Annotated in this window: 17 protein-coding genes; 5 read left to right on the plus strand and 12 right to left on the minus strand. The window is 59.9% G+C overall.

Annotated features, from left to right (window positions below; genetic code table 11):
- Nucleotides 1-52: 52 nt before the first annotated feature.
- Nucleotides 53-2,368 carry a TonB-dependent receptor gene (locus ACXX9E_RS09720; protein ID WP_186746262.1) on the minus strand — a complete coding sequence of 772 codons (2,316 nt, stop codon included), beginning with the start codon at nt 2,366-2,368 and terminating at the stop codon, nt 53-55.
- Nucleotides 2,369-2,575: 207 nt separating this feature from the next.
- Here ACXX9E_RS09720 and ACXX9E_RS09725 point away from each other — a divergent pair, with 207 nt between their 5' ends.
- Nucleotides 2,576-3,256 carry a Fe2+-dependent dioxygenase gene (locus ACXX9E_RS09725; protein WP_123464579.1) on the plus strand — a complete coding sequence of 227 codons (681 nt, stop codon included), beginning with the start codon at nt 2,576-2,578 and terminating at the stop codon, nt 3,254-3,256.
- Nucleotides 3,253-4,008, plus strand: a complete 756-nt coding sequence (locus tag ACXX9E_RS09730) for a tetratricopeptide repeat protein (protein ID WP_458555361.1) — start codon at nt 3,253-3,255, stop codon at nt 4,006-4,008. Before ACXX9E_RS09725 ends, ACXX9E_RS09730 begins: the two co-directional genes overlap by 4 nt.
- Before the next feature lie 695 nt (nt 4,009-4,703).
- Here the strand turns inward: ACXX9E_RS09730 and ACXX9E_RS09735 are convergent.
- The 5 genes from ACXX9E_RS09735 to ACXX9E_RS09755 form a co-directional block, all read right to left on the minus strand.
- On the minus strand, nt 4,704-5,867 hold the full coding sequence (locus tag ACXX9E_RS09735) for a type III PLP-dependent enzyme (protein ID WP_007915304.1): 1,164 nt from the start codon (nt 5,865-5,867) through the stop codon (nt 4,704-4,706).
- 634 nt (nt 5,868-6,501) lie between these two features.
- Nucleotides 6,502-7,659, minus strand: a complete 1,158-nt coding sequence (locus ACXX9E_RS09740; protein WP_047291222.1) for an osmoprotectant ABC transporter ATP-binding protein OsmV — start codon at nt 7,657-7,659, stop codon at nt 6,502-6,504.
- Complete coding sequence (locus tag ACXX9E_RS09745; RefSeq protein WP_007965673.1) at nt 7,656-8,309, minus strand: ABC transporter permease; 654 nt, start codon at nt 8,307-8,309, stop codon at nt 7,656-7,658. The genes ACXX9E_RS09740 and ACXX9E_RS09745 overlap by 4 nt, the downstream gene beginning before the upstream one ends.
- A gap of 12 nt (nt 8,310-8,321) precedes the next feature.
- Nucleotides 8,322-9,215: a glycine betaine ABC transporter substrate-binding protein gene (locus ACXX9E_RS09750; protein WP_123464585.1), complete on the minus strand. Its 894-nt coding sequence runs from the start codon at nt 9,213-9,215 to the stop codon at nt 8,322-8,324.
- A gap of 20 nt (nt 9,216-9,235) precedes the next feature.
- The gene (locus ACXX9E_RS09755; RefSeq protein ID WP_177490688.1) at nt 9,236-9,925 is read right to left on the minus strand and encodes an ABC transporter permease; all 690 of its coding nucleotides are present in this window, start codon (nt 9,923-9,925) and stop codon (nt 9,236-9,238) included.
- 359 nt (nt 9,926-10,284) lie between these two features.
- Here ACXX9E_RS09755 and ACXX9E_RS09760 point away from each other — a divergent pair, with 359 nt between their 5' ends.
- The 3 genes from ACXX9E_RS09760 to ACXX9E_RS09770 all read left to right on the plus strand — a co-directional run bounded on the left by ACXX9E_RS09760 (nt 10,285) and on the right by ACXX9E_RS09770 (nt 14,489).
- On the plus strand, nt 10,285-11,868 hold the full coding sequence (locus tag ACXX9E_RS09760) for a peptide chain release factor 3 (RefSeq protein ID WP_027610807.1): 1,584 nt from the start codon (nt 10,285-10,287) through the stop codon (nt 11,866-11,868).
- Between the two features lie 1,007 nt (nt 11,869-12,875).
- Nucleotides 12,876-14,069 (plus strand): MFS transporter, encoded by a 1,194-nt coding sequence (locus ACXX9E_RS09765; protein WP_458555362.1) that lies wholly within the window; start codon nt 12,876-12,878, stop codon nt 14,067-14,069.
- A 156-nt stretch (nt 14,070-14,225) separates the two neighbouring features.
- Nucleotides 14,226-14,489, plus strand: coding sequence for a hypothetical protein (locus ACXX9E_RS09770; RefSeq protein WP_458555363.1), 264 nt, complete (start codon nt 14,226-14,228; stop codon nt 14,487-14,489).
- Nucleotides 14,490-14,702: 213 nt separating this feature from the next.
- Here ACXX9E_RS09770 and ACXX9E_RS09775 read toward each other — a convergent pair whose 3' ends face one another.
- The 6 genes from ACXX9E_RS09775 to ACXX9E_RS09800 form a co-directional block, all read right to left on the minus strand.
- Nucleotides 14,703-15,683, minus strand: coding sequence for a peptide ABC transporter ATP-binding protein (locus ACXX9E_RS09775; RefSeq protein ID WP_025109499.1), 981 nt, complete (start codon nt 15,681-15,683; stop codon nt 14,703-14,705).
- Nucleotides 15,683-16,651, minus strand: a complete 969-nt coding sequence (locus ACXX9E_RS09780) for an ABC transporter ATP-binding protein (RefSeq protein ID WP_123464592.1) — start codon at nt 16,649-16,651, stop codon at nt 15,683-15,685. The genes ACXX9E_RS09775 and ACXX9E_RS09780 overlap by 1 nt, the downstream gene beginning before the upstream one ends.
- A gap of 10 nt (nt 16,652-16,661) precedes the next feature.
- On the minus strand, nt 16,662-17,588 hold the full coding sequence (locus ACXX9E_RS09785; protein ID WP_322376357.1) for an ABC transporter permease subunit: 927 nt from the start codon (nt 17,586-17,588) through the stop codon (nt 16,662-16,664).
- 10 nt (nt 17,589-17,598) lie between these two features.
- Nucleotides 17,599-18,609: an ABC transporter permease subunit gene (locus ACXX9E_RS09790; protein WP_007953665.1), complete on the minus strand. Its 1,011-nt coding sequence runs from the start codon at nt 18,607-18,609 to the stop codon at nt 17,599-17,601.
- A 73-nt stretch (nt 18,610-18,682) separates the two neighbouring features.
- Nucleotides 18,683-20,278: an ABC transporter substrate-binding protein gene (locus ACXX9E_RS09795; protein ID WP_186748606.1), complete on the minus strand. Its 1,596-nt coding sequence runs from the start codon at nt 20,276-20,278 to the stop codon at nt 18,683-18,685.
- 77 nt (nt 20,279-20,355) lie between these two features.
- Nucleotides 20,356-21,768 (minus strand): OprD family porin, encoded by a 1,413-nt coding sequence (locus ACXX9E_RS09800; protein WP_128616060.1) that lies wholly within the window; start codon nt 21,766-21,768, stop codon nt 20,356-20,358.
- Nucleotides 21,769-21,802: the final 34 nt, after the last annotated feature.

Here is a 21,802-nt window from a genome sequence, read left to right on the forward strand (position 1 = left end):
GACTGACCCAGCGCTTTCGCGAGCAAGCTCGCTCCCACAGGTTCCACCTTGCTTAGAAGTGGAAGTTGGTGCTCAACAGCGCCGTACGCCCCGCCGCCTGGTTGGCGAAGTGAGTCGAGAAGGCTTTGTCGTAATAGGTTTCGTTGGTCAGGTTCTGCACGTTGAGTTGCAGGTCGACGTTCTTGGTCAGCTTGTAGGCGGCCATCGCGTCGTAGCGAACATACGAATCGACCATCGTGGTGTTGGCCACGCTGCCGTACACGTCGTCGACGTAGAACGCGCCGCCCCCGAGGGTCAGCTTCGGCGTGACCTGATAAGTGGTCCACAGGCTGGCGCTGTTTTTCGGCGTGTTCGGCAGTTCGTTGCCGTCGTTGGCCTTGCCCATCGGGCCGCCGTCGACTTGTTCGCTGTCCATGAACGCGTAGCCGGCGAACACTTGCCACTTGTCAGTGATCTTGCCGCTGGCCGACAGCTCGATACCTTGCACGCGGGTCTTGCCGGCGTTTTCGTAGGAGCTGGTGTCGACTTGTACGCGAGCGTTCTCTTTCTCGGTGCGGAAGATGTCGGCCGTCAGCGACAGGCGATCATTGAGCAGATCCCACTTGGTGCCGATTTCATAGTTCTTGGTGGTTTCCGGCTCCATGTCGCTGCTCAGCAGGTTGCCGCTGCGATCCGTGGTGCCGCCCAGCGGGTTGCCTTCCTGGCCTTCGCCCAGGGTGTTGCCCGGTGGCGTGGCGGAGGTGGCATAGGAGGCGTAGATGCTGCCGTTTTCCGCAGGCTTGTAGACGACGCCGAACTGACCGGTGACGAACTCGCTGGTGTCATCGCCCTTGGACGTGGTGGTGCCGGCAGCGTTGTAGGTTTTGTAGTCGGTGTCGAAGTGGTCGTAACGCAGGCCCATGTTCACCAGCCACTGCTCGTTCAACTCCAGGGTATCGAACACATACAGTGCGTAAGTGTTGGCCTGGGTGTCGGTGCCGGCGTAGTTGCGCGAGATCGCGCCGTTCCACGGATCGTTCGGGTTCGGGTTCGACAGCGAGGTGCAGTTGTAGCCGCTGGACGCGCCGATCATCGACGGGGTGCAGTTGCTGGTCGCGGCGCTGGTGCGCGGGGTAGTGTCAGTGTTGACGTTGTATGAAGACTTCTGGCTTTCCTCGCGGGTGTATTCGACGCCGGTGGAGAAGCTGTTCTTGAAGCCGGCGACGTAGAAGTTACCGAACAGGTCAGTCTGGTTAGTGGTGGTCTCGGTGTTGCTCACCCGCGTATTCGCCCGACGCCAGAGGCTGCCATTGTTGACGTTGCCCTTGCTGTCGTCCGGCTGGGTGAGGATGTAATCCTGCATGCTGGTGCCGTGGCGCAGGGTGTTCTTGATAGTCAGCGAATCGCTCAGGTCATGCTCGATGGCGAAGGTCGCGGTGTCGGTGCGGCCCTTGCGGAAGTCGCGATCCAGACCGTAGAAGTTGCTGTGATCGCCACCGGCGTATGGCTTGTCCGGGTTGGACTTGGTGCGTGCAGCCGAACCGCCAGCCGGGATGGTGTACGGGATGCCCGAATCCGGGGTGTCATTGCTTTCGAGGTGGTAGTAATCGAGGTTGACGCGGGTGTCGGTGCCCAGGCCGAATGCCAGCGACGGGGCGATGCCCCAGCGGTCGTAGTCGACCTTGTCGCGACCGGCGACGTTGCTTTCGTGGCTCATCAGGTTCAGCCGGCCAGCAGCGGTGTCGCTGAACTGGTAGTTGCCGTCGAGGGTGTAGCGCTGGGTCTGGTCGGAGCCCCAGGTGAAGCCGCCGTCGAACGAATTGCCCAGGTGCGCTTTCTTGCTCACCAGGTTGATGCTGCCGCCCGCCGCGCCGCGACCGCCAATGGCAGAGTTCGGGCCTTTGCTGACTTCGATGTTTTCCACGGCGAAGATCTCGCGGCTCTGCGAACCGGTGTCGCGCACGCCGTCGAGGTAGGTGTCGCCTTGGGCGTCAAAGCCGCGAATGAACGGGCGATCGCCCTGCGGGTTGCCGCCTTCACCGGCGCCGAAGGTGATGCCCGGCACGGTGCGCAGGGCGTCCTGCATGTTCAGCGCGCCGGTGTCTTTCAGGACTTGTTGCGGAATAACGGTGACCGAGCGCGGCGTGTCGACCAGCGGCGCGGTGTACTTGGGTGAGGAGGCTTTTTCGACCTGATAGGACGTCGAATCCTGGGCTTCGCCCGTGATCGAGGTGGCGTCCAGGGCGATGGCATTGCCGGTGGCTTTGCTGTCGGTTTTTTCTGCGGCGAACACCATGTGACCAGCGGAGCCGGCGGTGATTGCCACACCGATTGCAGAGGCGAGCAGACGTGGTGAACTGACCGGTAATTGTGCGTGTTGACGTGCCATTTTTATTCCCCTCCCCAAGGATTTGAGGCGGCGAAATATAGGGTAAACAGGTATTCGTATCAATTGCGAAACATTGTTATTCGCACTGAATTTACATTCTTTACAATTTAACCTTACGGTTTTTGCCAGTTCATTCGTCTCTCGGGTTTTACACAGTCAATAAGAATCAATACCATTGCCGCCTCTTTGCCATCAGGTGACATTGCCATGCTGCTGCACATCCCCGGACTGTTCGCGAAAGACGAAGTGCAGCGTATCCGCGAGGCGCTGGAGCAGGCCGATTGGGCTGATGGCAAGATTACCGCCGGCTTCCAGTCGGCCAAGGCGAAGCACAATCTGCAACTGCCCGAAGGTCATCCGCTGGCCAAGGAAATCGGCGCGGCGATGCTGGAGCGGTTGTGGAAAAACCCACTGTTCATGTCCGCCGCGTTGCCGCACAAAGTGTTCCCGCCGTTAGTGAACTGTTACACGGCCGGCGGCAGTTTCGATTTCCACATCGACAACGCCGTGCGCCAGCCCAAGGGCAGCATCGAACGGGTGCGCACCGATCTGTCGGCCACGCTGTTCTTCAGCGAGCCTGAGGATTACGACGGCGGCGAGCTGGAGATTCAGGACACTTTCGGCACGCAACGGGTGAAGTTGCCGGCCGGCGACATGGTGTTGTACCCCGGCACCAGCCTGCACAAGGTCAATGCCGTCACCCGTGGCGCACGCTATGCGTCGTTCTTCTGGACGCAAAGCCTGGTGCGCGAAGACAGTCAGCGTGCGTTGCTGTTCGAGATGGACGGGGCGATCCAGCAACTGACCCGGGACATGCCTGATCACCCTGCGTTGATCCGCCTTACCGGCACGTATCACAACCTGTTGCGGCGCTGGGTCGAGGTATGAGTTTTCAACTCCGCCGCGAGGAAGTCCTCGACGCTGCGCAACTCAGTGCCATGCTCGAAGAAAGCCCGGCCCGTGCCGCGCAGGCGATTTTGCTGGCGGCGGGTGAGGGCGAAGTGGAAGCGCAGGCATTGCTCGGACAAATCCTGCTCGACGGTCAGGGCATCGCCCAGGATCAACCGCTGGCACTGCGCTGGTTCGGCATCGCGGCCGGGCAAGGTCACCTGATGGCGCGCAACATGCTCGGGCGTTGTCATGAGCATGGTTGGGGCTGTGCGGCGGATGCGGCAATTGCGGCGCAGCATTATCGGATCGCAGCGAATGCCGGGCTGGATTGGGCGATGTACAACCTGGCCAATCTGTTGGCGACCGGGCGCGGGGTGGCGGTGGATCATCAACAGGCGCTGGCGCTGTATCGGTGCGCGGCTGAATGGGGTCATGCGAAATCAATGAATCTGCTGGGGCGGTATCTGGAAGAAGGGCAGGTGTGCCCGGCGGATCCTGCTGCGGCACGTGAGTGGTATCGACGTTCGGCTGAAGGCGGGGATTTTCGCGGGCAGTTCAGTTTCGCGGCGGTGTTGGCGGGGGAAGGGCGGATTGATGAGGCGCTCGATTGGCTTGAGAAAGCCTTGGCCGGCGGCAATCTGAATTTTCTGCGGGTGGCGAGTCAAACACTGTCGAGTGCGCCCGATCCCAGAATCCAAGGGATGGCTGCGCAGTTCGCGATTCGATATGCAGAGTTGCAGCGCGTCTGAATTCGCAAGCCCTCACCCTAACCCTCTCCCGGAGGGAGAGGGGAACCGATTGGGGGATGCTTGAGAGGTGCGCCGACCTGAAAGTGCTTTGCCGAATCCATAATCGACGCGGTCTTTGCGGTCGGTGAATGAAGTGCTACGCCTCGGTCGGCTCCTTCTCCCGGAGGGAGAGGGGAACCGATTGGGGGATGCTTGAGAGATGCGCCGACCTGAAAGTGCTTTGCCGAATCCATAATCGACGCGGTCTTTGCGGTCGGTGCATGACGTGCTACACCTCGGTCGGCTCCTTCTCCCGGAGGGAGAGGGGACTGATTGGGGGATGTTGGAGAGGTACGCCGACCTGAAAGTGCTTTGCCTAATCCATAATCGACGCGGTCTTTGCGGTCGGTGCATGACGTGCTACACCTCGGTCGGCTCCTTCTCCCGGAGGGAGAGGGGAACCGATTGGGGGATGCTTGAGAGGTGCGCCGACCTGATTGTGCTTTGCCGAATCCATAATCGACGCGGTATTTGCGGTCGGTGAATGACGCTTTACACCGCGGTCGGCTCCCTCTCCCTTGGGAGAGGGCTGGGGTGAGGGGCCTCGGTCTCAAGTACCCCGTAAAACTTCAAGCCGAACGCACAGACACAAAAAAGCCCATGACACGTCATGGGCTTTTCACTTGCCGCTAGCAGCTTGAAGCGCGCAGCTGCTCTTACACGTAGAACGACTTCAACGGCGGAAAGCCATTGAACTCAACCGCGCTGTAACTGGTGGTGTACGCACCGGTCGACAGCCAGTACAGACGATCACCGATCGCCAGGTTCAGCGGCAGGCCGTATTTGTAGTTTTCGTACATGATGTCGGCGCTGTCGCAGGTCGGGCCGGCGATCACCACTTCTTCCATCTCGCCTTTTTTCTCGGTCCAGATCGGGAACTTGATCGCTTCGTCCATGGTTTCGATCAGGCCGGAGAACTTGCCCACATCGGTGTAGACCCAGCGCTCGACGGCAGTGCGCGACTTGCGTGCAACCAATACCACTTCGCTGACCAGGATGCCGGCGTTGGCGATCAGCGAACGGCCCGGCTCGAGAATGATTTCCGGCAGGTCATCACCGAAGTCTTCCTTCAGGAAGCGGATGATTTCTTCGGCGTAGGTTTCCAGGCTGTTGGTGCGGGTGATGTAGTTGGCCGGGAAGCCGCCGCCCATGTTGATCAGCTTCAGGTGGATGCCGTCTTCTTCTTTCAGACGCTCGAAGATCACTTTGACCTTGGCGATCGCTGCGTCCCAGACGCTGATGTCGCGTTGCTGCGAACCGACGTGGAACGAGATGCCGTAAGGCACCAGGCCGAGGTCGCGGGCGAGGATCAGCAGGTCCATGGCCATGTCGGTCTGGCAGCCGAATTTGCGCGACAGCGGCCAGTCAGCCGTGGTCGAGCCTTCGGTAAGGATGCGCACATAGACTTTCGAACCCGGTGCAGCCTTGGCTATGTTGCGCAGGTCGGCTTCGGAGTCGGTGGAGAACAGACGCACGCCCTTCTCGTAGAAGTAGCGGATGTCCTTGGATTTCTTGATGGTGTTGCCGTAGCTGATACGGTCCGGGCTGACGCCACGATCCATCACCTTGTCCAGCTCATAGATCGAGGCGATGTCGAAGCTCGAACCTTTTTCTTTGAGCAGGTCGATGATCTCGACGGCCGGGTTGGCCTTGACCGCGTAGTAGACCTTGGCGAATTCGAAACCGGCACGCAGGTCATCGTAGGCCTGGGCGATCATCGCGGTGTCGATCACCACGAACGGGGTTTCCTGTTTGTCGGCGAACGCCTTCATTTTGTCGAATGTAGCGCGCGCGAAATAGTCTTCGACCTGGATCGACATGCTGGGAACTCCTACTGGCAAACTAAGTTAAACAATGGGTGCAAATGAACGTCCTCCGTATCCCCACTTTGGTTCGCCTACTTCCCAAGGCATGTCGCCGAAAGCAAAAAGGCCATGGGGCGTTGCCCTTGGCCTTGCTGTCTCGTCGTCAGTACTTGAGCCGGATGGATCGTTTCCAGCATGGACGTTCGGCGCGAACTTTAGGGCGTGAGGGGCGTGAGATCAACTAAAAATGTCGCGTTTTTGCACGCTTCTGACGTGCGTCGCGTTCATCACTCTTTGTAGCCGACCGAGATGACGGACAGATGTTCCCCGAGAATTTTCAAGTGTTAAAAATACCTGCACGTTCGCGGCTTTTGTCGGCTAAATCGTGGGTAAGTGTGATGGCGACAACATCGGCGACGTTGGCCGCGAGAGAGGGGTGTGAGAGGGATTTTGGCTGTTTCGCAGGTCGCTTTAGACAGGCTGTGGGCTTATTCGGTGTTGAGATTCTTTTCCGCCTGATGAGTGAAGAAAAAATCACCCGGATCCTGTGGGAGCGAGCTTGCTCGCGAAGGCATTTTCACAGTCGACATCGTTGTTGACTGATATTCCGCTTTCGCGAGCAAGCTCGCTCCCACAGGTTGTGTATTTTTTAGGCGACTACCGCTTCAGCAGGCGAGACGATATTTGTCTTCATCCCGCGCGAGCGCCCCGAGCTCAGATAAGCCGCAATCGACTCCTGCGTCACCTCGCCAAGGAACACCCGCTCGGCATCCATCACCGGCAGCCACGAACGGTTGAACTCGTACATCCGCGACAACAGGATGCGCAAATGCTCGTCGTACGCCGCCGTGGCGTTGAACTCGCGCAGGAATTGCGCACAGGTGCCGGTCTGGCGGTGCAGGTCGCGACGACGCACATAGCCCAGCGCCTTGTTCTCGGCACAGGTGACGACCACATAGCGGCGGTCATGCTCGTCCATCAATTCCAGGGCATCGGCCACCGGGGTTTCCGGGCTCACCGACGGCGCGTTGTCCGCCGCATCTTCTGCCTTCACCAACAACAGACGCTTGAGCGTGCTGTCCTGGCCGACGAAGTTGCTGACGAAATCGTCCGCCGGATGCGCGAGCAGGGTGTCCGGGTGATCAATCTGCAGCAGTTTGCCGGCGCGGAAAATCGCGATCTTGTCGCCCAGCTTGATCGCTTCGTCGATGTCGTGGCTGACCATGATCACGGTCTTGTTCAGCGCCCGTTGCATCTCGAAGAACTCGTTCTGGATCATTTCGCGGTTGATCGGGTCGACCGCACCGAACGGCTCGTCCATCAGCAACAGCGGCGCATCCGCCGCCAATGCGCGGATCACGCCGATCCGTTGTTGCTGGCCGCCGGACAGTTCACGCGGGTAGCGATGCAGATACTGCTTGGGTTCGAGCTTGATCATGCTCATCAACTCGCGGGCGCGGTCGTGGCATTTCTGTTTGTCCCAGCCGAGCAGCTTCGGCACGACGACGATGTTCTCTTCGATGGTCATGTTCGGGAACAGGCCGATCTGCTGGATCACGTAACCGATGTTGCGACGCAGAGTTACTTCGTCGAGGTCGGTGGTGTCTTCGCCGTTGATCAGGATCTTGCCCGAGGTCGGTTTGATCAGGCGGTTGATCATCTTCAGCGTGGTGCTTTTGCCGCAACCCGATGGCCCGAGGAACACACAGATTTCGCCTTCATTGACGGTCAGGCTTACCGAATCCACGGCTTTGACATCTTTGCCGTTGCTTTGGAAGGTCTTGCTGAGGTTTTGAAGTTCGATCATTTGAGGAGTCCTTTTGGAGTCAGCGTACGTTGCAGCCACTGCAGGAGAAGGTCGGCGAAGATCGCCAGAAGACTGACCAGCAGCGCGCCGACGATGAGCATCGACATGTCGCTGCGGCTGATAGAGGCGAGGATCAACACGCCGAGGCCACCGGCGCCGATGGTCGCGGCGATGGTCATCACGCCAATGTTCATCACTACGGCGGTGCGCACGCCGGCGAGGATCACCGGTACCGCAATCGGCAGCTCGACCATGCGCAGGCGCTGGCCGAAAGTCATGCCGATACCGCGTGCGGCTTCACGGATGCCCGGTTCGACGCCGGTCAGGGCGAGGTAGGTGTTGCGCATGATCGGCAGCAGCGAATAGAGGAACACCGCAGTGATGGCCGGCATCGGCCCCAGACCCTGGCCGAACTTGGAGTAGAACGGCAGCAGCAGGCCGAACAGGGCAATCGACGGCACGGTCAACAGCACCGTGGCGCTGGCCTGCAAGGGACCGGCGAGGCTCGGGAAACGCGTCATCAGGATCCCCAGCGGCACGCCGATGAGGATCGCCAGCGTCACCGCGATGCCGACCAGAGTGATGTGCTGCCAGGTCAGGTGCATCACCTGCTGCCAGTCGAGGTGGGAAAAGGCGTTCAGAAATTCCATGACTTTTCCTCCTTAGTTGAGTGGATGCTGGCGCAGGAAATCCGCGGCGACTTTCGACGGGCTCTCGTGATCGACATCGACCCGCGCGTTGAGCTGGCGCATGGTTTCGTCGTCGAACAGCTCCGCCAGCGGCTTGAGTTGCTCGGCCAGTTGCGGGTGCGCGTCGAGATACGCCTGACGCACCACCGGCGCGGCGGTGTAGTCGGGGAAATAGTGCTTGTCGTCTTCCAGCAGTTTCAGGCCGAACGCGTTGAGGCGACCGTCAGTGGTGTAGACCAGACCGGCAAACACTTGCCCGTTACGCAATGCGGTGTAGACCAGCCCCGCGTCCATCTGGCGGATGTTCTTGCGGGTCAGGTTCATGCCGTAGAGCTTGACCATGCCGTCCAGACCGTCAGAGCGGTTGGCGAACTCGGTGTCCAGTGCCACCAGATGGTTGGTCTTGGCTTCAGCCTGCAACACCTCGTTCAACTGGCTGATGTTGTTGATCTGCGGGTACTCCTCGGCGACTTTTTTCGGCAGGGCGAGGGCGTAGGTGTTGCTGAATTTCGACGGGGTCAGCCAGACCAGGCCTTTTTTTGCGTCGAGTTCTTTCACCCGGGCGTAGGACTGTTCGCTGTCGAGTTTTTCGGTGACATGGTTGTAGGCCACCAGCGACACGCCGGTGTATTCCCAGAGCATGTCCAGTTGCCCGCTTTCGTGGGCGCTGCGGGCCAGGTTGCTGCCCAGGCCGCCGGTGATCTGCGCGTCGTAACCTTTGCTGCGCAGGTATTGCGCGGTGATTTCCGCGAGCAGGGTCTGCTCGGTGAAGACTCGTGCGCCGAGGCGGATAACCGGTTTTTCAGCGGCTTGGGCGACGCCTGCGAACAGCAGGATACAGCCCAGAATCAAGCTCAATCGTTTCATAGGTATTCCTTCACAAAGCCTTAAGACGGGCGCAAACCGCGTTCCAGCCAGAGTCGGCTGGCGAGGGTGACGACGCCATCGAGCAGCAGGGCCAGCAGCGCGGTGCACGCGGCGCCGAGCAGCAGTTGCGGCTGATTGTTCAGGGCGATGCCGGGGAAGATCAGGCTGCCAAGGCTGTTCGCACCGATCAGGAACGCCAATGGCGCGGTGCCGACGTTGATTGCCAGCGCGACACGCACACCACCGACGATGATCGGCACGGCGTTGGGCAATTCGACTTTCCACAGCACCTGGCGCGGGGTCATGCCGATGCCGACGGCGGCTTCTTTCAGCGAGCCCTGCACATTTTTCAGGCCTTCGTAGGTGTTGCGCACGATCGGCAACAGGGAGGCGAGGAACAAAGCGAAGATCGCCGGACCACTGCCGATGCCGAGAATCCCCAGGGCAATCGCCAGTACGGCCAGCGGTGGCACGGTGTTACCGATATTGAAGATCTGCATGAAGCGTTCAGCGCGGCCGACCATGGTCGGGCGACTGAGGAAGATGCCGGCGGGGATGCCCACGACCAGGGCGGCCAGCATTGAAGCGAGGACGAGAATCAGATGAGCTTGCAGGTAAAACAACAAATCGTCGCGGTAGTGTTCGATCGTGTTGATGCCGATCCAGTGGATCAGCAGGGCCAGGAGCGCGATCACCACCGCACCTCCCATCAGCCCTTTGCCATAGCGGATAGCCACAGGCGGACTCCTTTTTTTGTAGTCGGCGAACGCTCTCCCGAGTGGCATGCCAAGCCTTGGCTGCCGGGAATAAACGTTCGCGAGAAGCAGCTCCCTCAGCACCGGCAAAAAGCGGTCTGAAAGCGAGCCATGAGCGCAGCCTCGTCAGGCTAACTTGCTGATTTTTCAGCCCCTGACGAAATGTCGTAACAGGGGATGGACGTCTCCGTGCTTTAAAAGGTTCCCATCTGAGACAGCATTTGGCCACCCTTAATGTGCTCAACGGTTCGGTTATTGCATCGAGTTGGGCTATAATCGCGGCCCTTTTTTGAATCACCGCCAGGCGATTTCCCATGACCAACCAGGCCGCCGAAGTCGCGAAACGCCGCACTTTCGCCATTATTTCCCACCCCGATGCCGGTAAAACCACGATCACCGAAAAGCTCCTGTTGATGGGCAAGGCGATTGCGGTGGCCGGTACGGTGAAATCCCGTAAATCCGATCGCCATGCGACATCCGACTGGATGGAGATGGAGAAACAACGGGGTATTTCCATTACCACGTCGGTCATGCAGTTCCCGTATCGCGAACACATGATCAACCTGCTCGACACCCCGGGCCACGAAGACTTCTCCGAAGACACCTACCGCACCCTGACGGCGGTCGACTCGGCATTGATGGTTCTCGACGGCGGTAAAGGTGTAGAGCCACGGACCATCGCCCTGATGGACGTCTGCCGTCTGCGTGACACGCCGATCGTCAGCTTCATCAACAAACTCGACCGCGACATCCGCGACCCGATCGAACTGCTCGACGAAATCGAAGCCGTGCTGAAGATCAAGGCAGCGCCGATCACCTGGCCGATCGGTTGCTACCGCGATTTCAAGGGCGTGTACCACCTGGCCGACGACTACATCATTGTCTACACCGCCGGTCATGGTCACGAACGCACCGAAACCAAGATCATCGAGAAACTCGACTCCGATGAAGCGCGTGCGCACCTGGGCGATGAGTACGACCGTTTCCTCGAACAACTGGAACTGGTGCAGGGCGCCTGCCACGAGTTCAACCAGCAGGAGTTCCTCGACGGTCAACTGACCCCGGTGTTCTTCGGTACTGCACTGGGCAACTTTGGTGTCGACCACGTGCTCGACGCCGTCGTTGACTGGGCACCGCGTCCGCTGGCCCGTGTCGCCAACGAGCGCACCGTGGAGCCGGTGGAAGAGAAGTTCTCGGGCTTCATCTTCAAGATCCAGGCGAACATGGACCCGAAACACCGCGACCGCATCGCCTTCATGCGCATCTGCTCGGGCAAGTACGAAAAAGGCATGAAGATGCGCCACGTGCGTACCGGCAAGGACGTGCGCATCGGCGATGCCCTGACGTTCTTCTCCTCCGAGCGTGAACAGCTGGAAGAGGCGTACGCCGGCGACATCATCGGTCTGCACAACCACGGCACGATCCAGATCGGCGACACCTTCAGCGAAGGTGAAGTCCTCGGTTTCACCGGTATCCCGCACTTCGCCCCGGAACTGTTCCGTCGTGTGCGTCTGCGTGATCCACTGAAGTCCAAGCAACTGCGTCAGGGTCTGCAACAGCTGGCTGAAGAAGGCGCAACGCAGGTGTTCTTCCCGGAACGCAGCAACGACATCATTCTTGGCGCCGTGGGTGTGCTGCAGTTCGATGTGGTCGCCAGTCGTTTGAAGGAGGAATACAAGGTTGAGTGCTCTTATGAGCCGATCACTGTTTACTCTGCGCGCTGGATTGAATGCAGCGACAAGAAGAAGCTTGAGGAGTTTTCCAACAAGGCTGTGGAAAACCTGGCGTTGGATGGCGGTGGGCATCTGACCTACCTTGCGCCGACGCGGGTTAACCTGGCGTTGATGGAAGAGCGCTGGCCGGATGTGAAGTTCCGGGCGACGCGTGAGCATCATTAAGCGTTGAGCTGGTTTGTTCGAAAAGCCCCCTCGGTGTGTGCCTAGGGGGCTTTTTTTTACTTGGTGGGTTTGGGGGTGTGTCCGTTTCTGCGGGTGTTGCTGATTACGGTTTCGCCCTTACGGCGACTCACTTTTTTTACAAACGCCTAAAAAAAGTAAGCAAAAAAACGCTTGCTCCTACGTGCGGCCCGCTCGCTGGGGCTCGGGGTTCCTTCGCTGCGGGATCGATCCGGGCGCAGCGCCTACGGTTTGCTTCGCTGCACCTCCTCTCGCTGTGTTTGGCTGCGCCAAACGGTCGCTGCGCTCCCACGCCCGGATCAATCCCTCCACTCAGCCTTCCGACGTCGCCCGTGGATCAAGATCAAAAGCAGGCGAGCTGACACTCGGCCTATTGAGTGGTGAGGAGCGGGTGTTTGGCTTTGGATTTGTGGTGCTCTTGCCCCTCACCCCAGCCCTCTCCCGAGGGAGAGGGAGCCGATTTGTGGGCTTTTCAGAATCTGAGTTCGACTCGGTATCGCACGTCGGCGTAGCTCTCTCAAACACCGCGATCAGTCCCTCTCTCTGGGAGGATGAGAGGCCGATTTGTTTGCTTTTCAGAACCTGAGTTCGACTCGGTATCGCACGTCGGCGTAGCTCTCTCAAACACCGCGATCAGCCCCTCTTTCTGGGAAGGTGAGAGGCCGATTCGTTTGCTTTTCAGAACCTGAGTTCAACGCGGTATCGCACGTCGGCGTAGTTCGCCCAAACACCGCGATCAGCCCCTCTCTCTGGGAGGGTGAGAGGCCGATTTGTTTGCTTTTCAGAACCTGAGTTCAACGCGGTATCGCACGTCGGCGTAGTTCGCCCAAACACCGCGGTCAGTCCCCTCTCCCTCCGGGAGAGGGTTAGGGTGAGGGGCTTTTGATCTTCGGCTCCGATTTTGTGATCACGATGTTCCGAACGCGACAAACGGCGAGCTGATCGTTAGTGTTCCAGCTCCACGCACGTCGCTTTGAGAGGTCAATGGAATGACGAGTCGACTGACTCACCTGCTGCGCCTCGGCAGTTATTTCGGTGTGATGGCCTGGGTGCTCGGTGCGCTGCTGTTCATCAATCGCCTGAGTAGCATGGTCAAGCTGTTCATGGCGTTGTACCTGCGTCAGGAGTTGGGGCTGGCGATTGAGACCGTGGGCTGGTTGCTGTCGGCGTATGGTGCGGGGTTGCTGGTCGGTTCGATGCTCGGTGGCTGGCTCAGTGATCATGTGCGTACGGCGCGGCTGACCGCGACGTTGTTCTTTGTTTCGGTGTGGGTGTTGATTCTGCTGGGGCTGGTGACGCAAGTGCCGTTGCTCGCGGCATTGCTGTTGCTCAGCGGAGCCATTGATGGCGCCATTCGCACGCTGCATCAGCGCCTGATCATGGAATATTGCAAAGTGGCGCAGCGTTCGCGTGCGCAGGCTTTGAGTCGCGTTGCGCGCAACCTCGGCATGGCCGCCGCGGGCGTGGCGGGAGGGGTGTTGGCGCAGACGGATTTTCGCTGGGTATTTTTTGGCAGTGCGGCGATGACGTTGCTGGCGTTACTGTGGTTTGTTCGCACCACGTGGCAGCGGCCGGTGCTGATCAATGACGAGCCATCCACGAGCGGTACAGGTGGGTCGGGTGGGCCGTTTCGTGACAAACCGTTCCTGTGGTTGCTGGCAGCGACGGCCGTGCTCGGCATCGCCTTCGACACGGTCTACAGCACGCTGGGTAACTATCTGCGCGATTACTACCAGTTGAGCACCGAGGCGATCGGCTGGCAGTTCGGGCTCAATGCGTTGCTGGTGATCGCGCTGCAGATTCCCCTGTCGCACTGCGGCGAGCGTTGGGGGACGCGGTGGCAAATGCTCGCAGGGAGTTTGTTGCTGGCCGGCGGCTTGGGCATGTTGCCGTTCGGTTCCGGACTGGCGTTCGTCTGTCTGTCGACGCTGATCTGGACTTTGGGTGAAGCGTTGTTCATGCCGCCGCTGAATGTGCTGGTGATGCAGTTTGCCCAGAGTGGCAAAAGCGGTCAGTACTTTGGCCTGTTCTTTATGAGCTGGAGTGCCAGCGCGTTGTTGTCGCCGGTGCTCAGCGCTCAGTTGTACGGTCAGTTCGGCGGCCACAGTGTCTGGCTGAGCAGCACCGTGTTGGTACTGATGTCGATTCCCTTGACGTGGCAAGCGACCCGTCCGCTTAGCTGATCCCGCGATAGACGTTATTCGAAACCTGTCTGTCTGCGCAGGGCATTTCTGCCCGCTCGTTAGCGTCCTATCTGGTGAACCCGATGGATCGGAACTAGATTTCACACAGCGCCAGTCAGGCACGCATGTCTCACCTGAAAAAGGATGGAGTCGGCTATGAAAAGCAGATTGCTACGGGTTTTATTGCTGTTGAAAGTGATGGTCATGCTGTCCCTCGGCACCGCGACGGCCTGGGCCGAGTGCGAGGATCACGATTCCCAGGCCTTTAACGGCCAGGTCGGGCACAGCGGCTTGATGCTCGCCAAGTCTGAATCCGAGCCGGGCGATCAGGGGCAGGGTGGCAGCGCCGATGACGACGACTCGACTACCGATGATCCGGAATCTAATGGTCCGGACGACGAAGGCGACAGCCAGACGTAAACCTCAGGCAAAAGAAAACCCCTTCTGCCTCGACTGATGCGCAATCGAGACGGAAGGGGTTTGGTTAACACGTCACTTTGTTTGAAATGCGATCCCTGTGGGAGCGAGCTTGCTCGCGAAAGCGGTGTATCAGGCGACATCTATGTTGAATGATCCAACGCCTTCGCGAGCAAGCTCGCTCCCACAGTGCTTTGTATCGCTTTCCGGATTTGCTTATGCCGCGCCGTCGAGGAACTGCTCGGCGTAGTGGCAAGCCACCTGCCGGCTATCGAGTTGGCGCAACGCCGGCTCTTCCGTGCTGCAGCGCTCGGTCGCATACGGGCAGCGCTTGTGGAAAGCGCAGCCAGCGGGCGGGTTCAGCGGGTTGGGCAGTTCGCCGACGATCTTGATTTTCGGCTTGTTCGGGTCCGGGTGAATGGTCGGGGTCGCCGACAGCAGTGCCTGGGTGTAAGGGTGCAGCGGGCGCTCGTAGATGTCGTTTTTCGGGCCCAGTTCCACCGGGCGACCGAGGTACATCACCATCACGTCATCGGCCACGTGTTGCACCACCGCCAGGTTGTGCGAAATGAACACGTAAGCCGTGTTGAACTCCTGCTGCAGATCCATGAACAGGTTGAGCACCTGCGCCTGAATCGACACGTCCAGCGCCGAGGTCGGCTCGTCCGCCACCAGCACTTTCGGTTGCAGCATCATCGCCCGGGCCAGCGCAATGCGCTGGCGCTGACCGCCGGAGAACATGTGCGGATAGCGCTGATAGTGCTCGGGACGCAAGCCCACCTGTTTCATCATCGCCTGGACTTTTTCGCGACGTTCGGTCGCCGACAGGTTGGTGTTGATCAACAAAGGTTCAGCCAGCTGATCACCGATTTTCTGCCGTGGGTTCAACGATGCGTACGGGCTCTGGAACACCATCTGCACGTCTTTGCGCAGCTGTTTGCGCTGGGCCTTGTCGGCACCGGCGACTTCCTGGCCGGCGATTTTCAAGGAACCGGACGACGGCTCTTCAATCAGCGTCAGGGCGCGGGCGAGGGTGGATTTGCCGCAGCCCGACTCGCCGACCACGGCGAGGGTCTTGCCGGCCTCCAGCTCGAACGACACGCCGTTGAGTGCGCGCACGGTCGCATGGCCCTTGAACAGGCCACGGGAGACTTCGTAATGACGGGTCAGGTCGCGGGCGGTAAGTACGACGGCCATTACGCCACCTCCTGGTTCAGCGGGTAGAAGCAGCGGGCGAGGCTGTTGGCTTTCGGGTCAAGGCTCGGACGCTGCGCACGGCAGCTGTCTTGCACGTACGGGCAGCGCGGCGACAGCAGGCAACCCTGCGGACGGTCGTAACGGCCCGGAACGATGCCCGGCAGGGTCGACAGGCGCGAGGCGCCGAGGCTGTGCTCGGGAATCGCCTTGAGCAGCGCTTCGCTGTAGGGGTGCGCCGGGATGTCGAACAGTTGCGGCACCTGACCGACTTCAACGGCTTGCCCTGCGTACATCACGCACACGCGCTGGGCGGTTTCGGCCACGACCGCGAGGTCGTGGGTGATCAGCACCAGGCCCATGTTCTGTTCTTTCTGCAACGCCAGCAGCAGGTCCATGATCTGCGCCTGAATCGTTACGTCGAGCGCGGTGGTCGGTTCGTCGGCGATCAGCAGTTTCGGCTCGCCGGCAATCGCCATGGCAATCGCCACACGCTGGCTCATGCCGCCGGACAGTTGGTGCGGGTAGGCGTCCATGCGGCTGGCGGCGCCCGGGATTTCAACTTTTTCCAGCAGCTCGATGGCGCGTTTGCGCGCTTGCTTGCCGGACATCTTCAGGTGCAGGCGCAGCACTTCTTCGATCTGGAAACCGACGGTGTAGCTCGGGTTGAGCGCGGTCATCGGGTCCTGGAACACCATCGACAGGTCTTTGCCGACGATTTGCCGACGCTGACGATTGCTCAGCTTGAGCATGTCCTTGCCGTCAAAGCTGAGCGCGTCGGCGGTGACGATGCCGGGATGCTCGATCAGGCCCATCAGCGCCATCATGGTCACGGATTTACCCGAGCCCGATTCGCCAACGATGGCCAGTACTTCGCCCTTGTCGACTTTCAGGTCGAGGCCGTCGACAACGGGCGTCGCGGTCTTGTCGCCGAAGCGAACGTTGAGATTCTTGATTTCTAGCAGTGACATGGGAATCTCCTCAGGCGGCGTTCTTGAGTTTCGGGTCCAGCGCATCGCGCAGGCCGTCGCCCATCAAGTTGATTGCCAGCACGCTGAGCAAAATGGTCAAACCAGGCAGGCTCACCACCCACCAGGCGCGTTCGATGTAGTCGCGGGCCGAGGCCAGCATGGTGCCCCACTCAGGGGTTGGCGGTTGTACGCCAAGGCCGAGGAAGCCCAGCGCCGCCGCGTCGAGAATCGCCGAAGAGAAGCTCAGGGTCGCTTGAACGATCAGCGGTGCCATGCAGTTCGGCAGCACGGTGATGAACATCAGGCGTGGCAGGCCGGCACCGGCCAGGCGCGCAGCGGTCACGTAGTCGCGGTTCAGTTCGCCCATCACCGCAGCACGGGTCAGACGCACGTAGGACGGCAGCGATACCACAGCAATGGCGATCACGGTGTTGATCAGGCCAGGGCCGAGGATGGCGACGATTGCCACCGCCAGCAGCAGCGACGGCAGGGCCAGCATGATGTCCATCAGACGCATGATGGTCGGGCCGATCATCTTCGGGAAGAAACCGGCGAACAGACCGAGGAGGATCCCCGGGATCAGCGACATCACCACCGACGACAGGCCGATCAGCAGCGACAGGCGCGAACCCTGGATCAGGCGCGACAGCAAGTCACGCCCCAGTTCATCGGTGCCGAGCAGGAACTGCAACTGCCCGCCTTCCAGCCATGCCGGCGGCGTCAGCAGGAAGTCACGGTATTGCTCGCTCGGGTTATGCGGCGCGACCCATGGCGCGAAGATCGCGCAGAAGATGATCAGCAGCATGAACAGCAGGCCGGCCACCGCGCCCTTGTTCTTGGAGAAGGCTTGCCAGAATTCTTTGTACGGAGACGGGTACAGCAGGCTTTGATCCGCGGTGGAAGCGGCGGTGGCTACTGAGGATGTTGGAGTGCTCATGGTATGGACCTCAGCGCTGATGACGGATGCGTGGGTTGGCAAAGCCGTAGAGGATGTCCACTACGAAGTTGACCAGAATCACCAGGCAGGCGATTAACAGGATGCCGTTTTGCACAACCGGGTAGTCCCGGGCGCCAATGGCTTCGATCAGCCATTTACCGATACCGGGCCAGGAGAAGATGGTTTCGGTCAGGACCGCACCGGCCAGCAGGGTGCCGACTTGCAGACCGACCACGGTGAGTACCGGAATCAGCGCGTTACGCAGACCGTGCACGAACACCACGCGCGACGGCGACAGGCCTTTGGCCTTGGCGGTGCGGATGTAGTCCTCACGCAGCACTTCGAGCATCGACGAACGGGTCATCCGCGCGATCACGGCCAGCGGAATGGTGCCGAGCACGATGGCCGGCAGGATCAGGTGATGCAGGGCATCGAGGAACGCCCCCATGTCATCGGCCAGCAGCGTGTCGATCAGCATGAAACCGGTGCGCGGCTCGATGTCATAGAGCAGGTCGATCCGCCCGGACACCGGGGTCCAGCCCAGGCTCACCGAGAAGAACATGATCAGGATCAGGCCCCACCAGAAGATCGGCATCGAGTACCCCGCCAAGGAGATACCCATCACCCCATGGTCGAACAGGGATCCTCGCTTGAGGGCCGCAATCACCCCGGCCAACAGGCCCAGGATGCCGGCGAACAGCAGGGCGGCCATGGACAGTTCCAGGGTCGCCGGGAAAAGGGAGGTGAACTCGGTCCATACGCTCTCACGGGTGCGCAGGGATTCGCCGAGATCGCCGTGGGCCAGTTTGCCGATGTAGTCCAGGTACTGGGCATACAGTGGCTTGTTCAGACCTAGGCGTTCCATTGCCTGAGCGTGCATTTCGGGGTCGACCCGACGTTCGCCCATCATCACTTCCACGGGGTCGCCCGGAATCATGCGAATCAACGCGAAAGTCAGCAAGGTGATGCCGAAAAACGTGGGGATCAACAACCCCAGTCGGCGGGCAATAAAACTAAACATCGTGTGTGGTACCTCATCAGCCGGTTAGGCGTGCCCGGCTTCCCTGGGGTCAGGGAGGCCGGGAGTTTCTTATCTACTTCACCTGGGTAGTGGCGAAGTTATTAGTGGTGAGAGGGCTGATGTGATAACCCTCTACGTTGTTGCGCATTGCGGTAAACATCCGGGTGTGGGCCATGCTGATCCATGGCTGGTCCTGATTAAACAGGACCTGGGCTTGCTCGTAGAGTTTCGCACGTTCGGCCGGATCTACTTTAGCCCGTGCTTCGTCCAGCAGCGCCTGGAATTTCTCGTTGCACCAGCGCGCGTAGTTCTCGCCGTTCTTGGCCGCTTCACAACTGAGCATAGGCGTCAGGAAGTTGTCCGGGTCGCCGTTGTCGCCCGCCCATCCGGCCGACACCATATCGTGTTCGCCGGCCTTGGCACGCTTGAGCATTTCGCCCCATTCCATCACGCGGATGTCGATCTTGATCCCGACTTTCGCCAGGTCAGCCTGCATCATCTGTGCGCCGAGCATCGGGTTGGGGTTGGTCGGACCGCCGCCGTTACGGGTAAACAGGGTAAACACAGTACCTTCCGGAACCCCGGCTTCCTTGAGCAGGGCGCGGGCCTTGTCCAGATCGCGAGGCGGGTTCTTCAGGTCGTGGTTATAACCCAGCAGGGTCGGCGGGTACGGGTTGACCGCAACCGAGGCGTTGCCTTTGCCGAACAGGGCGTTGACGTAGGCTTCCTTGTCGAAGGCGATGTCGATGGCCTTACGCACGCGCACGTCGCTCATGTATTTGTGCTGGGTGTTCATGGCGATGTACGAGACGGTCATCGCGTCCAGCTCGTCGACTTTCAGGTTGCTGTCTTTCTTGATGCTCGGAATGTCATCCGGTTTCGGATACAGGGCGATCTGGCACTCGTTGGCCTTGAGCTTCTGCAGGCGCACGTTGTTGTCGGTGGCGATCGCCAGAATCAACGCGTCGGCCGGTGGCTTGCCACGGAAGTAGTCCGGGTTGGCCTTGAAGCGCACCTGCGCATCCTTGGCATAACGCTGGAAGATGAACGGGCCGGTGCCGACAGGCTTGTTGTTGAGGTCGCCGGTCTTGTTGGCCTTGAGCAACTGGTCGGCGTATTCGGCCGGGTAGATCGAGGAGAACGCCATGGCGATGTCGGCCAGGAACGGCGCTTCGCGGCGGGTCAGGGTGAACTTGACCGTGTTGTCGTCGACTTTTTCTACGCTTTTGAGCAGTTCTTTGAAGCCCATGCTTTCAAAGTACGGGAAGCCCACGCTCGACAGTTTGTGCCATGGGTGATTCGGGTCCAGCTGACGCTGGAAGCTCCAGACCACGTCGTCGGCGTTCATGTCGCGGGTCGGCTTGAAGTATTCGGTGGTGTGAAACTTGACGCCTTTGCGCAGGTGGAACGTGTAGGTCAGGCCGTCTTCACTGATGTCCCAGGATTCGGCGAGCGCCGGAATCACCTCGGTGGTGCCGGGCTTGAAGTCCGCCAGACGGTTGAAGATGGTTTCGGCCACCGCATCGGCAGTGACTGCAGTTGTGTACTGGACCATGTCGAAGCCTTCCGGACTGGCTTCGGTGCAGACCACCAAGGGTTTGGCCGAGACGCCGATGGCGGCGCTCAACAACGCGGCAGCGACGGCCGCACGTAGGGGAAGCATTTTCATCGATAACCCTCTGCAATCGGTTGAAGACAAAAACCGAACGGCCGACTCATCATGAGTCAGCCGTCGGTTGGCGGTTTTTACAGGATGTTGAACGGAATGGTGGTCACGAGACGGAACTCGTTGATGCTGCCATCGGACTGGTTTTCGCTGGCGCGGTGAGCGGTGTAGGTACCACGGATGGTGGTCGCCTTGAGTGGGCCGCTCTGCACCGCGTAGGTCGCACCGATGCCGTATTCATAGTGGTGCTCACCGTCCATATTGCGTACGTCGTACGCAGTGCCGGTGTAGTGAGTACCGTCGATGCCCCAGCCGCGAGCCTGGTAGATGTTGAACTTCAGCCCCGGCACGCCGTATTCGGCCATGTTCAGGCCATAGGCCACCTGGAACGACTTCTCGTTCGGACCGTTGAAGTCGGACAGCAGGGAGTTGGCCAGGTAGATGCCGTTGGTTTCGTGCAGGTAGTCGAAGTACTCGTTACCGTTAATTTCCTGGTACGAGAAGGTCAGACTGTGGGCCTGGTGAGTCAGGCCGAACGACAGGGAGTAGGTGTCGTTGTCGATTTCACCCATCTCTTTTTTGCCGGTGTCGACGGTCTTGTAGTAGTTCAGGCCGGTGGTCAGGCTGACGATATTGCTGTCACCCAGTTCGTGGGTGGCGCCGAAGTAGTACTGGTTCCAGAAGTCTTCAACCTTGGAAGCGTACAGGCTGGTCTTCAGGCTTTTCAGCGGCTGATAGTTCAGGCCCACGATGCTGACGCGATCGGTTTCAGCTTTGTTGTTGGTGTACTCGGAGCGGAATTTGGACAGGCTCTCTTCGGTACGCGGCGATACGCGGTCGAAGCTGCCGGCATCGAACGACAGGTTGTTCAGCTCTTCGCTATGCAGGCTGACGCCTTCAAAGCTTGAAGGCAGCGCGCGGTTGCCGATGGTGTCGACGATCGGGGTGCTGAAGTTCTGACGACCGGCGGTCAGGGTGGTGTTCGACACGCGGAACTTGACGTTGGCCAGACCCAGTTTGCTCCACTGGCCTTCAGCGTCACCGCCTTCTTTGGTCAGCGTACGGTTGTTGCCTGCGCCTGGACGCGAGCCCGGTGCACCGCCGTTGTTGGAGGCCAGGTCCTTGCGATCACGCTCCAGGGCCACCGCGTTGTAAGCGGCCACTTCAGTGCTGACACCAACGGTGCCCTGCGTGAAGCCGGAGGTGTAGTTAACGATGGTGCCCTGTACCCAGTTGATACGACGATCAGTCGGGGTGGCAACGCCGTCCTTGCGGTAAGTGAATTTGCCGCCACGCTTGAGTTGTTCGTTGGCGTACCAGTTACGGGTGGTGCCGCTGATCGTGGAACCCTCGAGGAAGCCGGTGGCGTCAGCCTGGGCGCTCTTCTCGTTAACGGTTACCGGAGTGAACGCCTGGCTCTGTTCCTCGGCATACGCCGTGGCGGTGATGCTGCTAATGGCCAGAGCCAGTATCGCGGTGCTGCTCAGTTTCATGGGTGAAGCTCCTTTACTTTCTTTTTATGCCGGC

The organism is Pseudomonas sp. GNP014, from assembly GCF_054344005.1.

Excerpts from the sequence above, each read along its gene's own strand:
- ACXX9E_RS09775 (WP_025109499.1), bottom strand. The coding sequence starts at position 15,683 with ATGGCCGTCGTACTTACCGCCCGCGACCTGACCCGTCATTACGAAGTC.
- ACXX9E_RS09730 (WP_458555361.1), top strand. The coding sequence starts at position 3,253 with ATGAGTTTTCAACTCCGCCGCGAGGAAGTCCTCGACGCTGCGCAACTC.
- ACXX9E_RS09740 (WP_047291222.1), bottom strand. The coding sequence starts at position 7,659 with ATGATCGAACTTCAAAACCTCAGCAAGACCTTCCAAAGCAACGGCAAA.
- ACXX9E_RS09750 (WP_123464585.1), bottom strand. The coding sequence starts at position 9,215 with ATGAAACGATTGAGCTTGATTCTGGGCTGTATCCTGCTGTTCGCAGGC.
- ACXX9E_RS09735 (WP_007915304.1), bottom strand. The coding sequence starts at position 5,867 with ATGTCGATCCAGGTCGAAGACTATTTCGCGCGCGCTACATTCGACAAA.
- ACXX9E_RS09755 (WP_177490688.1), bottom strand. The coding sequence starts at position 9,925 with ATGGGAGGTGCGGTGGTGATCGCGCTCCTGGCCCTGCTGATCCACTGG.
- ACXX9E_RS09720 (WP_186746262.1), bottom strand. The coding sequence starts at position 2,368 with ATGGCACGTCAACACGCACAATTACCGGTCAGTTCACCACGTCTGCTC.
- ACXX9E_RS09760 (WP_027610807.1), top strand. The coding sequence starts at position 10,285 with ATGACCAACCAGGCCGCCGAAGTCGCGAAACGCCGCACTTTCGCCATT.
- ACXX9E_RS09780 (WP_123464592.1), bottom strand. The coding sequence starts at position 16,651 with ATGTCACTGCTAGAAATCAAGAATCTCAACGTTCGCTTCGGCGACAAG.
- ACXX9E_RS09800 (WP_128616060.1), bottom strand. The coding sequence starts at position 21,768 with ATGAAACTGAGCAGCACCGCGATACTGGCTCTGGCCATTAGCAGCATC.
- ACXX9E_RS09725 (WP_123464579.1), top strand. The coding sequence starts at position 2,576 with ATGCTGCTGCACATCCCCGGACTGTTCGCGAAAGACGAAGTGCAGCGT.
- ACXX9E_RS09770 (WP_458555363.1), top strand. The coding sequence starts at position 14,226 with ATGAAAAGCAGATTGCTACGGGTTTTATTGCTGTTGAAAGTGATGGTC.
- ACXX9E_RS09745 (WP_007965673.1), bottom strand. The coding sequence starts at position 8,309 with ATGGAATTTCTGAACGCCTTTTCCCACCTCGACTGGCAGCAGGTGATG.
- ACXX9E_RS09790 (WP_007953665.1), bottom strand. The coding sequence starts at position 18,609 with ATGTTTAGTTTTATTGCCCGCCGACTGGGGTTGTTGATCCCCACGTTT.
- ACXX9E_RS09795 (WP_186748606.1), bottom strand. The coding sequence starts at position 20,278 with ATGAAAATGCTTCCCCTACGTGCGGCCGTCGCTGCCGCGTTGTTGAGC.
- ACXX9E_RS09765 (WP_458555362.1), top strand. The coding sequence starts at position 12,876 with ATGACGAGTCGACTGACTCACCTGCTGCGCCTCGGCAGTTATTTCGGT.
- ACXX9E_RS09785 (WP_322376357.1), bottom strand. The coding sequence starts at position 17,588 with ATGAGCACTCCAACATCCTCAGTAGCCACCGCCGCTTCCACCGCGGAT.